We start from the raw sequence: 13,077 nt of genomic DNA, 5'->3' as shown, positions 1-13,077 counted from the left end.
AGGTGTTCACATGAGTTCGTTATATCAATCCATGGTCGCGGTGATTGAGCAGTCAATTACCCCGCTGGCCGCGAAGCTCGGCCAGCAAAAGTACGTGATTGCCATCCGCGACGGCTTTACCGCCGCGCTGCCGTTTATGATCATCGGCTCGTTTATGCTGGTGTTCATCTTCCCGCCGTTCTCGGCGGATACCACCAACAGCTTCGCCCGCGGCTGGCTGGATTTCTCCCAGACCTACCGCGAACAGCTGATGCTGCCGTTTAACCTCAGCATGGGCGTGATGACCTTCTTCATCTCGGTGGGGATTGGGGCGAGCCTGGGGCGTCAGTTTAACCTCGACCCGGTGATGTCCGGCCTGCTGGCCTTTATGGCCTTCCTGCTGGTCGCCGCACCGTATGCCGACGGCAAAATCTCGACCCAGTATCTCTCCGGTCAGGGCATCTTCACCGCGCTGATCACCGCGATCTACGCCACCCGCGTCTATGCCTGGCTGAAGCAGAACAACGTCACCATCCGCCTGCCGAAGGAAGTGCCCACCGGCGTGGCACGTTCGTTTGAGATCCTGATCCCGGTGATGGTGGTGATCGGCACGCTGCATCCGCTGAACCTGTTCATTGAAGCGCAGACCGGGATGATTATCCCGCAGGCGATCATGCACCTGCTGGAGCCGCTGGTGTCCGCGTCTGACTCCCTGCCCGCCATTCTGCTCTCCGTGCTGCTGTGCCAGATCTTCTGGTTCGCGGGTATCCACGGCTCGCTGATTGTTACCGGCATCATGAACCCGTTCTGGATGGCCAACCTCTCGGCAAACCAGGCGGCACTGGCCGCAGGCGCGGCGCTGCCGCACGTTTACCTGCAGGGCTTCTGGGATCACTATCTGCTGATTGGCGGCGTCGGTTCCACCCTGCCGCTGGCGTTCCTGCTGCTACGCAGCCGCGTTACCCACCTGCGCACCATCGGCAAAATGGGCGTGGTGCCAAGCTTCTTTAACATCAACGAGCCGATTCTGTTCGGCGCGCCGATCATCATGAACCCGATGCTGTTTATCCCGTTCGTGTGCGTTCCGCTGATCAACGCCTGCCTGGCGTACGGCGCCACGAAGCTCGGCTGGCTGGCGCAGGTCGTCTCGTTAACTCCGTGGACTACCCCTGCACCGATTGGCGCCTCGTGGGCGGCGAACTGGGCGCTGAGCCCGGTGGTGATGTGCCTGGTCTGCATGGTGATGTCCGCGCTGATGTACCTGCCGTTCCTGCGCGCCTATGAGCGTACGTTGATTAAAAACGAAGAGCAGAAAGCCCAGGCTGCAACCGTGGGTGCCGCTGAAGCCACAAGCAATTAAGTCAAAGAGGAAGGGTCATGAAATACGCATTTCCCGATAACTTCTGGTGGGGCAGCGCAAGCTCCGCTCTCCAGACGGAAGGGGCAAGAGAGGGTGAAACCACGTGGGATTACTGGTTTGCCCGCGAGCCGAACCGTTTTCACAACGGGGTAGGGCCGCAGCAGACCTCCACGTTTTATCAGCACTGGAAAACGGACATTCAGCTGTTGAAACAGCTGAACCACAACAGCTTTCGCACCTCGATTAGCTGGGCGCGCCTGATCCCCGACGGTATCGGTGAAGTGAACCCGGACGCGGTCGATTTTTATCATCAGGTCATTGATGAACTGAATGAACAGGGCATCACGCCGTTCATCACCCTGTTCCATTTCGACATGCCGATGGCGATGCAGGAGATAGGCGGCTGGGAAAACCGTGACGTGGTGGACGCGTACGCCCGCTATGCGCAGATTTGCTTCGAGCTGTTCGGCGACCGCGTGCTGCACTGGTTTACCTTCAACGAGCCGATCGTGCCGGTGGAAGGCGGTTATCTGTACGACTTCCACTATCCGAACGTGGTGGATTTCCGCCGGGCGGCCACCGTGGCGTATCACACGGTGCTGGCGCATGCGAAGGCAGTTCAGGCCTACCGCGCCGGGCATTACGCGGGAGAGATCGGCATCGTGCTGAACCTGACGCCGTCGTATCCGCGCTCGCAAAACCCGGCGGACGTGAAGGCGGCGCACGTTGCGGATCTGATGTTTAACCGCAGCTTCCTCGACCCGGTCCTGCGCGGCGAATACCCGGCGGATCTGGTGGCGCTGCTGAAATCTTACGACCAGCTGCCCGCCTGCAAGCCGGAAGACGGTTTCCTGATTGCGGAAGGGAAAATCGACCTGCTCGGCATTAACTACTATCAGCCGCGTCGCGTGAAGTGCCGCGACAGCGCGGTGAACCCGCAGGCGCCGTTTATGCCGGAATGGTTCTTTGATAGCTACGAGATGCCGGGCCGCAAGATGAACCCCTACCGCGGCTGGGAAATCTACGCGCCAGGTATCTACGATATTCTGATTAACCTGCGCGACAATTACGGTAACCCCCGCTGCTTTATTTCTGAAAACGGGATGGGCGTCGAAAACGAGCAGCGCTTTATTGAAAATGGCCAGATTAACGATCAATACCGCATTGAGTTTATTTCTGAGCATTTAACCTGGCTGCATAAAGGCATTAGCGAAGGGTGTAATTGCCTTGGCTACCATATGTGGACATTTATCGATAACTGGTCGTGGTGCAATGCCTATAAAAATCGCTACGGATTTATCCAGCTCGATCTGGAGACGCAGCAGCGCACCATTAAGAAAAGCGGAGAGTGGTTTGCCACCACCGCCTTAAATAATAGTTTTGAATAAGAGTAATGATAATGATCGCATTAGAAGAAGCCGTTATGGAAATTATCGTCAATGCTGGCCAGTCCCGCAGCCTGTGCTTTGAGGCGCTGCACGCGGCGCGCCAGGGCAACATTGACGAAGCCAAAAGCCTGCTGCGCGAAGCCGACGGCTATGCGCGCCAGGCGCACAAGATGCAGACCAAACTGATCGAGCAGGACGCAGGCGAAGCCCGCCAGCCGATGACCTTAATTATGGTGCACGCGCAGGATCATTTAATGAATTCGTTATTAGCGCGTGAATTGTCTGAAGAAATTATTCATTTATATCAGAGATAGTCTATGGCGAAATAAATTAATGTAATACCTCTGTACCTAAAACTAGAAATCCACTTGTTCTGATGATAGCGACATATTCTGTCAGATCGGAGCGGGATGGTTATTGTCTGAATAAAATTAAACTATATTGAGATAACCATGAATACGATTAAAAAACTTCCATTAACCATGGCGGTTATCGCCGCGCTTTGCCCAATTTCCGTGCTTGCACAAGAATTCACCCAGGAGCAAATCGACGCCATTGTGGCGAAAGCGGTGGATAAAGCCCTGGCCGAGCGCCAGGCCAAAATGGATGCGGCGGTCGCGAAAAAAGCGGACGTGGTGACCGAGCCGCAAAGCGCGGCGCAATCCCCGGACATGGCGATTCCGTTCGGGATTAAATTTACCGGCTACGCCCGCTACGGCGCGCACTTCCAGGCCGCCGATCAGAAATACGTGGCTGTCGATGGCTCCTACAACGGCGCGTCCGCGATTGGTCGTCTGGGTAACGAAGGCAACGGCGGCGAGTTCCAGCTCTCTAAAGCCTTCAAGGGCGAAAACGGCGCCATCTGGGACATCAACGTGATGATCGACCACTGGGGCGACGAAGTTAACCTGAAAAAGGCCTACGCCGGGGTGACCAATATTATGGCCTCCAACCCGAACGCCTACTTCTGGGCCGGTCGTGACTTCCACCAGCGTCCGCAGCAGGGCATCAACGATTACTTCTGGATGAACCACGACGGCCAGGGCGCCGGGGTGAAGAACTTCGACATCGGCGGCGTGCAGTTCGACGTGGCCGCCGTGGCGGCGGTGGAATCCTGTAGCCCGGAAGTGATGGAAGACGAAGCGAACCCGTCGCGTATCACCTGTACCGGCGGGTCCGGCACGGGCGACAAAGGCAACTACGCCGCGACGTCTAAAATCCACGGCATGAAGCTCGGTCCGCTGGATCTGGAGCTGTACGCCAACTACGGCTTTGACTCGAAAGCGGTGGAGAGCGACGAGCGTCTGAACGCCTGGCAGGGCGGCGTGGTGCTGAGCCACACCAACGACAGCGGCGTGAACAAGGTGATTGCCCGCTACTCCGATAACGCGGACAACAGCGTGTTCAACAAAACCGAGGATCTGACCACGGTCTACGCCAGCTTCGAAGGGCTGTACAAATTCACCCAGGCCACGCAGGTGGAGTACATCCTCGCCTTCCACGACTATGACAACAGCCGCGATAAGACCGACAACCGTAAGAACTACAACGCCATCGTGCGCCCGATGCACTGGTGGAACGACGTTCACTCCACCTGGCTGGAAGCAGGCTGGCAGCACGTTGACTATGATAACGGCGGCGACAACAAGGGCTGGAAGCTGACCCTGTCGCAGAACATGTCTATCGCCATGGGGCCAGAGTTCCGTCCGATGCTGCGCTTCTACGTGACCGGCGGCAAAGTGGATAACGCACGCACCGCGCGTGTGAACAACACCAAAGACGAGACGCTCGACGACTTCAACGTCGGCGCAATGTGGGAGGCGTGGTTCTAGTAGAGCGTCGTTTGTTTCGCCCGGCGGCGCTGCGCTTGCACGGGCCTACAAGGTTTTGTAGGCCGGGTAAGCGCCGCGCCACCCGGCAAGATCCCATGTTATGCTAGAAAAAAATCAACATAGCAGGGGAGAAAATGGGTTCCACACGTAAAGGGATGCTGAACGTCCTGATCGCCGCCGTTTTATGGGGCAGTTCCGGCGTTTGCGCGCAGTACATCATGGAGAAAAGCCACATTTCTTCGCCTTACCTGACCATGGTTCGCCTGCTGTTTACCGGCGTGATCCTCCTGACGCTCTCCTTCGTTCACGGCGACAAGATTTTCTCGGTCATCAAGCATCGCAAAGACGCCCTCAGCCTGCTGTTTTTCTCGTTGGTCGGCGCGCTCACCGTGCAGCTCACCTTCCTGCTGACGATTGAAAAATCCAACGCCGCTACCGCCACCGTGCTGCAGTTTCTGTCGCCAACGATTATCGTGGCGTGGTTCGCGCTGGCGCGGAAAACGCGCCCCGGCGTGTTTGTTCTGTCCGCAATTGTGACCTCGCTTGTCGGGACGTTCCTGCTGGTGACCCACGGCGACCCAACCTCGCTCTCCATCTCGCCAGCCGCGCTGTTCTTCGGCATCGCCTCGGCGTTTGCCGCGGCGTTTTACACCACCTATCCGTCAACGCTGATTGCCCGCTACGGCACATTGCCGATTGTCGGCTGGAGTATGTTGATTGCCGGGTTAATGCTGACGCCGTTCTACGCCGGGCGCGGGACGACCTTCGTCATTGACGGCAGCCTGCTGCTGGCGTTTTTCTATCTGGTGGTGATCGGCACCGCGCTGACCTTCAGCCTGTATCTGAAAGGCGCGCAGATGATCGGCGGGCCAAAGGCGAGCATTCTGAGTTGCGCCGAGCCGCTGAGCAGCGCGTTGCTGTCGGTGATGTTGCTGGGCGTGGCGTTTACCCTGCCGGACTGGCTGGGGACGCTGCTAATCGTGTCGTCGGTGGTGCTGATTTCGATGGATTCAAGAAGACGGGTGAGGACATCGGCGTGATCTACGAATAATAGTGATAGCGGCACATTAAAATAGTAAGAGCGCTATCTGACACCCCATAAACCAGACGGTCAGTATCATTGATTCGACGGGACCAGTATCCGGAAAGGTTACCTTTAAGGGGTTCCGGCTTACCCAGGCCATCGAAGGGTTGACGCTTCGCATCTTCAATCAATTTATTGATTCTGCGAAGCGTTTTCTTGTCCTGCTCCTGCCACCACAGGTAATCATCCCAGCCGTTGTCAGTCCAAATCAGTAGCCTGGTCATCTATCAGATCCCTCTGCGTGGTTTTTCCGGTATTTGCCTGTGCGATTGACTCCATCAGTCGGCTGGCGTTAGCAGGCGAACTCATCAGATGGATGGTTTCCATCATCGAGTTGTAGTGCTGCAGAGACATAACCACCGCATCCCCCCCGTTTCGGCGGCTGATGATGGTTGTCTCCACGTTGTCATTCACGTCGTCCAACACATCTTTGAGTCGGCTTCGTGCTTCGGTAAACGTCACAACCTGCATATTCCCTCCTGTACAAGTTACGGTACAAGTATATCGATGAAGTGACTATTTATCAATCAACGTGCTTTAACCTTCCCCGCCACCAGCAGCGCGGTCAACAACATCAGCGTGCCGGAAATCACCAGCGGTGACGTCAGCCCCAGGTGGTCGAGCGCCACGCCGCCAATCGCCGCGCCGCAGGTGTTTGCCAGCTGGATCACCGCCACCTGAATCGACCCGGCTTTTTCCGCCTGATCGGCGAGCGAGCGGGTGATCCACGTCGACCAGCCCACCGGCACCAGCGCAAAGGCAAAGCCCCAGATAATCGCAATCGCAGACGCGACCCACTTATCGCTGCCCCACAGCACCAGCACCGTGGCGCTCACTGCCAGCACCAGCGGCGCCCCCGCCAGCGCCACCTTCAGGGAGCGCTTAAGGAACTGGGACGACAGAGAGGTGCCGACAAAGCTGGCAATACCGAAGCTCAGGAGCACCAGCGTCAGGCCGTCGACGTCAAAGCCCGCCATGGTCATATACACCGGGCGGATATAGGTAAAGAAGGCAAACTGCCCGGCAAAGGACATAAAGATCGCGGTCATCCCCGCCAGCACGCCGGGGCGCTTCAGCAGGCTGAACATGTTCTGCTTGTGGTGCGCCGCTTCGCCCGGCAGGGACGGCAGCGCCTTCCACACCCAGATAACGCAGAGCAGGCCCATCACTGCCGCCGCGTTGAAGACGTTACGCCAGCCGATAATCCCGCCGAGGAAGCTACCCAGCGGCGCGGCAATCACCAGTGCGATAGAGACCGCGCCGAAGATGACGGACAGCGCTTTCGGCACGGTGCGCGCAGGCACCAGGCGCATGGTCAGCGAGGCAGACATCGCCCAGAAGCCGCCGAGCCCCAGCCCCAGACAGGCGCGCCCCAGCAGCAGCAGGGTAAAGCTTTCCGCGAAGGAGACCAGCAGGCAGGAGAGCGTCAGCAGCACGCTGAACAGAATGACCACTTTGCGGCGGTCGATGGTGCCAATCACCTGGGTGATAAACAGACTGGCAAACATCGCCACAAAGGCGGTGACGGTAACGGACTGCCCCGCCACGCCTTCGGAAATGCCCAGATCCTGCGCCATCGGCGTCAGCAGGCTCACCGGCAGAAACTCAACGGTAATCAGGCAGGCGACGCAGAATGCCACGGCGAAAACGGCCGACCAGTTGGGGCGTGAAACCTCGCTGGTCTGCGGTCTGGTCGAGGGCTGAATATGTTCTGTCATGGCGTCACCTGAAGATGAAAACGTGCGGAAAAGTCGCGCAGTTTATCATCAAAAGTGTGACGAATTTAACGATTTGACAACTTTTGTGGTTTTTAGAGGGGATCAGTGCAGGTAATACACGCCCTCTTCCGGCAGGAAGAGCTGGTTATAGCGCAGCTGGAAGGCGTTCAGCTCCTGCGGATCGGGCTCCATCTCGCGCATAAAGCCGAGCGCCAGACGAATTTGCGCATCGGTGATCGGCGCGGCCAGGCGGGCTTTACGCAGCAGGCGGTGCCACGTGTGCAAGTTCTCTTCACTGCCGTCGACAATGCAGACCTGCCAGATCAGCAGCACCTGTGCGGCGTTTTGCAGATGCGCCTCATCGGGGCGCTCAAGATAGCGGATAAACTCATTGCCCGGCGTTTTACCGAACTGATCGATCATCGACTCGACCGGCATCGGGGTGATGCCCAGACGCTCGCTTAAACGTTTGATGGCGCGGCGGGAATCTGAGGTCAGGACGCGAAATCCCACCACAAACACCACGGCAAGCGTTGCCAGCATCATCCAGACCATGCGTTCTCCTTTGACTAGCCGCTCATCATAGCGGGAAACGCACCGCGTCGACAGCGGGCAGAACCAGAATAGTGCACTGAAAAGACGTTGCAGAACGGGGGATAAGGTATTAATGCCGTCGGCGGAAATAAAAAAGCCCGGCATCACACACCGGGCAAAGAAGTTACCTGCACACTCAGGCTGTTTTTAATTTCTGCGCACGATTCTCACGGCGAATTTTACGTTCTTCCAGCACGGCAACCATCGCCATCAGGACGATACAGCCGATCGCTGCCGCATCTAGCGCCGCGAAGGTGCCCGCCCAGCCGGTGAGGCCGAAAATTGGCGTGCCGTCGGCGATCATTCCCAGACCCAGCTTGGCGAAGCTGTCGCCGATCAGGTAGGCGAAGGTGCCCTTGATCCCGTCGGCGGCGCCGATCGCTTTTTTCGGGACGAAGCCCACTGCCGCCACGCCGATCAGCAGCTGCGGACCAAACACCAGGAAGCCGAGCGCAAACAGGGATGCGAGGTAAACGTACTGGTTGCTGGCGTGTTGGTAGACGCCGAGGGTAGCGATAATCAGCGCCAGCGCGATGCAGGCCACCAGCGCGCGACGGCCGTTGGCGAGGTCGGAGAGCCAGCCCCACAGCAGCGTGCCGACCAGCGCGCCCACTTCGAACAGGGTGAAGCCCTGAATCGCCACCTCTTTAGAGAGCTTAAGCTCCTGGAAGGCGTACACGGTAGACCACTGGTCGATGCCGATGCGCACCACGTAGAGGAAGATGTTTGAGAAGCAGAGCAGCCAGATCACTTTGTTTTTCAGCACGTACTCAACAAAGATCTGCCATTTGGTCATCTCGTTCTCTTCGGTCTCTTTGTCCTCTTCGCTGATCTCCTCGCCGAACAGCTCTTCAGCTTTGCCGAGGCCGTAGGATTCGGGGGAGTCGCTGCCGAAGCGCAGGCCGATAAAGCCGACAATCAGGGCGATAATCGACGGGAAGATAAACATACCAATGACGTGGCCGTCGAAAAGGTAGTTTGCGCCAAACAGCGCCACGCCTGCCGCACCCGCCCCGCCGAGGTTATGGGAGATATTCCACATGCCGAGGTACGACCCTCGCTTGCGGCGCGGCGTCCATTTGGTGATGGTGGAGTAGCTGCACGACCCGCCGGTACTCTGGAAGAAACCGCTCAGGGCGTAGAAGGCGATCATCAGGAACAGGCTAACGGACCCTGCGCCCATGCTGGCGCTGAAGCCGAGCATACAGATGGCGGAGAGGATCAGCATAAACGGCAGGAACTGCTTGGTGTTTTTGCCGTCCGCGTAGTAGGACACGACCGTTTTCCCCACGCCGTAGGTGATGGAGAAGCCCAGGCCAATCATCCCCAGCTGCGTCATGCTCAGCCCGTAGGTGGAGATCATGTCGTTCTGCGCGATATTAAAGTTCTTGCGGATCAGGTACATGGTCAGGTAGCCGATGAAGACCACCAGATAGGACTGCATGAACGGTTTGAACCACATTTTGCGCCGCACATCGAGCGGCAGATCCAGGGTCGGCTTGCGCACCTGGTTTAAGAAGGCCAGCATGGTTGGTTTACTCCTGAGCTGATTTTTGCAGCATTGTAAAAATCAGCCGGGAGAGATGCCTGAGACAGCGTCCAGGTAAAACCGGGAAAATTTCTTAGTTTTGCGCCACTCGGGGTGAAAAGGTGAGGCGCATCACATCACACTGGCTTCACGCGGTGCCTGCGCATGTAAAAACGGCAGCAGCAGGAGGGCGGAAATTCCCGCCGCGATGGCAATCACTGCGAAGAAGCCGCTCCAGTGCCAGATGTCGATGACCCGCGCCAGCGGCCAGCCGGAGAGCGATGCGCCGAGGTAGGCAAACAACCCGACAAAGCCCGTCGCCGCGCCTGCCGCCTCTTTGTGGGAGCACTCTGCCGCCGCCATGCCGATGAGCATCTGCGGGCCAAAGACGAAGAAGCCGGTGGTGAAGAAGCACGCCGCCTGCATGACGTAGCTGGCGAACGGCATCAGCCACAGCGAGCCAACAGAGAGCAAAATCCCTGCGGCAAAAATCAGGTTCATCGGGCCGCGGTTGCCGTTGAACAGCTTATCCGAGCCCCAGCCCGCCACCAGCGCGCCGATAAACCCACCCAGTTCGAACATCGTGACCGCCGAGTTAGCAGTGACCAGGTCCACGCCGAGCGTCTCGGACATGTACAGATTGCCCCAGTCGTTGATGGCCGCGCGCACCACGTAGACCAGCACGTAGCAGAGCGAGAGGAGCCAGATGTAGGGGTTTTTCAGCACGTATTTGGTGAGGATCTCCTTGCGGGTCAATCCCGCGCCCTCCTGCTGCTGGGCAATCTCCATCTCGTCGTGCCGCCAGTCGCCCACCGCAGGCAGGCCCACGGTCTGCGGCCTGTCACGCAGGCGCCAGCAGAGGAACAGCCCGGCGACAATCGCCAGGCCACCCGCAATCATCATCCCCGCGCGCCAGCCGTAGTGCAGCGCCGCGGCACCCACCACCATCGGGATCAGCGCCCCGCCGACGTTGTGCGCGGTGTTCCAGACGGCCCACCAGCCGCCGCGCTCGTTGCGCGAGTACCACGCCGTGAGCAGGCGGGCGCAGACCGGCGCACCCCAGCCCTGGAAGAAAGCGTTCAGCGCCCACAGCAGGGCAAAGGCCCACAGCGAGGTAGAGAAACCAAACAGGATGTTCACCACGCCGGTGGCGATCAGCCCTACGCCCATGAAATAGCGCGCGTTGGAGCGATCGCTGACGATGCCGGAGAAGAACTTCGACAGGCCGTAGGTGATGTAAAACAGCGTCGCCAGCAGGCCGATGTCGGTGCGCGTCATCACGCCGCTGGCGAGAATTTCCGGCGCGGCGGCGTTGAAGCTTTTGCGGGTGAAGTAGAACAGCGCGTAGCCGAGCCAGATGGCGATCAGAATATGGCGACGCCAGTAGCGGTAGCGGGCGTCGATTTCCGCTTTGTCGCCAATCGGCGCGGCGCTGGCAGGGGTTTTAAACATGATAACTCCGTAGCGGCAGGCTGACGCTGACGCGCGTCCCGTGGGTGCAGGAGAGGTTTAGCGTGCCGCCCAGCGCCTTTACGCGCTCGCGCATGCCCGCCAGGCCAAAGCCCTGGTGGCCGGAGCCCGGCGGCAGGCCGCAGCCATCGTCTTCAATTATCAGCATCAGGCGTTCGTCCTGCTGCCAGCCCTGGATCGTGACCGCGCTGGCATTGGCGTGTTTAACAATATTGTTCAGTCCTTCCTGACAGACGCGGAAAAGGGTTACGCGCTGGCCTTCGCTCAGCACAGATTCGTTAATTCGCCAGTCGAGATGACTGACAATGCCGCGGCTTTCCAGCTCCATCTCGCGCATCAGGGAACGCACCGCCTGCTCCAGCGACAGGTCGTCGAGCTGGCGCGGACGCAGCCTGCCGAGCAGGCGTCGCACCGAGTCATACACGCCCAGTGAAAGCTGCTCGATATGCGCCCCACCCTGCTTTACGCCCGCGTTTTCCGCCGCCAGACGCTGGACAATGCCCGCCTGGGTGCGGATGGCGGTGATCGTCTGGCCGATGTCATCATGCAGCTCGCGGGCGACCTCCTGCCGCACGCTCTCTTCGGTCTCCAGCAGGCGTTCAGCCAGACGCCGGTTGCGCGCCAGCTCGGTTTGCAGGGACTGGTTCAGCTCACGCAGACGCTGAATGCCCGCCCCGAGCAGGAGCCCGGTCAGGCTCTGTGCCAGCAGCGAGAGCAGCAGATCCACCGGATGGTCGTGCCAGGTCTGGCTGGCGATCAGCGCGATGGCGTTCATCAGGGTCGCGATCAGCGCCCCCTGCCAGCCGTAGTGCCAGGCCAGGGCAATAATCGGCAGCGCCAGGCAAAACGGCGTAAAGCGTGAAAGCTCGGCAGGTAGACCCAGCTGAAGCCAGAGGCTCACCACGAACAGCAGCAGATACCAGATGAGATGCCGGGCGCGCCAGTTCACCGGTTGGGACACCAGCCCCGGACCAAGCGGTTGCCAGACGGTGCTGGAGAGATAGTGCCAGATAACGAGGCAGGTCGGCGCAAGCGTCAGGCCACCGGTTAGGGTGAGCAGCAGCGCGTTGAGCATCTCCTTGTCGCCAACCCACGGCAGGGACTGCAGCAGCGCGGCGGCAATCAGCGCCGCCCCCTGGCGCAGCAGCGTGCGCCAGTCGCGCTGGTGACGGTAGCGGGAAATGAGCGCAACCGGGAGAAGCGTAAGCAGGCTTCCGGTCATCAATGATGGCAGATGCGCCAGAGCGACTTCCTGCGCCAGCCAGACCAGTAGCAGCCACTCTGCGCCCAGCAAAACGGGCCAGTAGCCGCGCGGGCACTGGAGCATTAACCCCAGTCGCAGGCCGAAGGGAAACAGCAGCACCGCCAGCTCAGGACGTTCCACCAGATGCAGGCTGATGCTCCACAGGCAGAACCACGCGGCAGAGAAGATAAAAAAGCTGGCAACGACGGCGATCAGCCGCGAAAACACGGGACTCATTGCCAGCTGTCAAACATGCGGCGCGCCAGCTCGACGTCGTTGCTGACGTTGAGTTTTTCCATCAGGTTGGCGCGATGGACGTGCACGGTCTTCGGCGACAGATCCAGCTCGGCGGCAATCTCTTTTACCGACATCCCCTGCGCGAGCTTCTCAGCCACCTGACGCTCGCGTCTGGTGAGCGGATCCTGTCGTCCGGCCGCCAGCTTGATGGCGATATCCGGCGTCAGGTAGCAGCCGCCGGTGGAGACGGTGCGCACGGCGGCAATCAGCTCGTCCGGGCTACAGCGTTTGGAGAGGAACCCGCGCGCGCCCGCGTTGAGCGCCTGCTCGACCAGCGCCGGGCTGTCGTGGACCGAGAGCATAATGGTCGCCATTCCTTTCGGCAGCTGGCTTAACAGCTCCAGCCCGGAGAGATCTGGCATCGAAATGTCGCAGATACAGACCTGCACCCCGCGCCCCGGCAGGCCCGCCAGCGCTTCGCGACCGGAGCCAAACTCGGCCACGACCTGGAAATCCGGTTCGAGGTTGAGAAGCTGGGCAAAGCCAGAGCGGACGATAAGGTGGTCGTCGATAAGGGCGATGGTGGTCATGTGTGTTCCTGCGGTCTGAAATGCCGGATAGCGCTGCGCTTATCCGGCCTACAA

Annotated in this window: 13 protein-coding genes; 5 read left to right on the top strand and 8 right to left on the bottom strand. The window is 59.4% G+C overall.

Annotated elements, in window-relative coordinates; genetic code table 11:
• The first annotated feature begins 10 nt into the window (after positions 1–10).
• From ACMGGU_RS21730 to ACMGGU_RS21710, 5 genes are all read left to right on the top strand, one after another.
• Positions 11–1,339: a PTS sugar transporter subunit IIC gene (locus ACMGGU_RS21730; protein ID WP_111967629.1), complete on the top strand. Its 1,329-nt coding sequence runs from the start codon at positions 11–13 to the stop codon at positions 1,337–1,339.
• Positions 1,340–1,356: 17 nt separating this feature from the next.
• Positions 1,357–2,727: a glycoside hydrolase family 1 protein gene (locus tag ACMGGU_RS21725; RefSeq protein ID WP_420300910.1), complete on the top strand. Its 1,371-nt coding sequence runs from the start codon at positions 1,357–1,359 to the stop codon at positions 2,725–2,727.
• Positions 2,728–2,738: 11 nt separating this feature from the next.
• Entirely contained in the window at positions 2,739–3,041 is a 303-nt protein-coding gene (locus tag ACMGGU_RS21720) for a PTS lactose/cellobiose transporter subunit IIA (RefSeq protein ID WP_008500136.1), read from the top strand.
• A 138-nt stretch (positions 3,042–3,179) separates the two neighbouring features.
• Positions 3,180–4,559: a carbohydrate porin gene (locus ACMGGU_RS21715; RefSeq protein WP_008500137.1), complete on the top strand. Its 1,380-nt coding sequence runs from the start codon at positions 3,180–3,182 to the stop codon at positions 4,557–4,559.
• Between the two features lie 134 nt (positions 4,560–4,693).
• Entirely contained in the window at positions 4,694–5,599 is a 906-nt protein-coding gene (locus ACMGGU_RS21710) for an EamA family transporter (protein WP_008500138.1), read from the top strand.
• Between the two features lies 1 nt (position 5,600).
• Here ACMGGU_RS21710 and ACMGGU_RS21705 read toward each other — a convergent pair whose 3' ends face one another.
• From ACMGGU_RS21705 to uhpA, 8 genes are all read right to left on the bottom strand, one after another.
• Complete coding sequence (locus ACMGGU_RS21705) at positions 5,601–5,867, bottom strand: Txe/YoeB family addiction module toxin (protein WP_041911701.1); 267 nt, start codon at positions 5,865–5,867, stop codon at positions 5,601–5,603.
• Positions 5,842–6,114: a type II toxin-antitoxin system Phd/YefM family antitoxin gene (locus ACMGGU_RS21700; protein ID WP_041911702.1), complete on the bottom strand. Its 273-nt coding sequence runs from the start codon at positions 6,112–6,114 to the stop codon at positions 5,842–5,844. Before ACMGGU_RS21700 ends, ACMGGU_RS21705 begins: the two co-directional genes overlap by 26 nt.
• Positions 6,115–6,170: 56 nt before the next feature.
• Positions 6,171–7,361 (bottom strand): purine ribonucleoside efflux pump NepI, encoded by a 1,191-nt coding sequence (nepI, locus tag ACMGGU_RS21695; RefSeq protein ID WP_420300909.1) that lies wholly within the window; start codon positions 7,359–7,361, stop codon positions 6,171–6,173.
• Between the two features lie 102 nt (positions 7,362–7,463).
• Positions 7,464–7,916 carry a DUF1198 domain-containing protein gene (locus ACMGGU_RS21690; RefSeq protein ID WP_420300908.1) on the bottom strand — a complete coding sequence of 151 codons (453 nt, stop codon included), beginning with the start codon at positions 7,914–7,916 and terminating at the stop codon, positions 7,464–7,466.
• Positions 7,917–8,091: 175 nt separating this feature from the next.
• Positions 8,092–9,483 (bottom strand): hexose-6-phosphate:phosphate antiporter, encoded by a 1,392-nt coding sequence (uhpT, locus tag ACMGGU_RS21685; protein ID WP_039024528.1) that lies wholly within the window; start codon positions 9,481–9,483, stop codon positions 8,092–8,094.
• 132 nt (positions 9,484–9,615) lie between these two features.
• Positions 9,616–10,935, bottom strand: a complete 1,320-nt coding sequence (locus ACMGGU_RS21680; protein ID WP_126288224.1) for an MFS transporter — start codon at positions 10,933–10,935, stop codon at positions 9,616–9,618.
• The gene (uhpB, locus tag ACMGGU_RS21675) at positions 10,928–12,433 is read right to left on the bottom strand and encodes a signal transduction histidine-protein kinase/phosphatase UhpB (RefSeq protein WP_353143351.1); all 1,506 of its coding nucleotides are present in this window, start codon (positions 12,431–12,433) and stop codon (positions 10,928–10,930) included. The genes ACMGGU_RS21680 and uhpB overlap by 8 nt, the downstream gene beginning before the upstream one ends.
• Positions 12,430–13,023: a transcriptional regulator UhpA gene (gene uhpA / locus ACMGGU_RS21670; protein ID WP_022646555.1), complete on the bottom strand. Its 594-nt coding sequence runs from the start codon at positions 13,021–13,023 to the stop codon at positions 12,430–12,432. Before uhpA ends, uhpB begins: the two co-directional genes overlap by 4 nt.
• Positions 13,024–13,077: the final 54 nt, after the last annotated feature.

Origin of the sequence: Enterobacter sp. BNK-8 (assembly GCF_048685095.1) — a bacterium.
Classification (GTDB): domain Bacteria; phylum Pseudomonadota; class Gammaproteobacteria; order Enterobacterales; family Enterobacteriaceae; genus Enterobacter; species Enterobacter quasiroggenkampii.
Note: the sequence above shows the minus strand (reverse complement) of the source record. Positions and strands in the feature narration are given on the sequence as shown.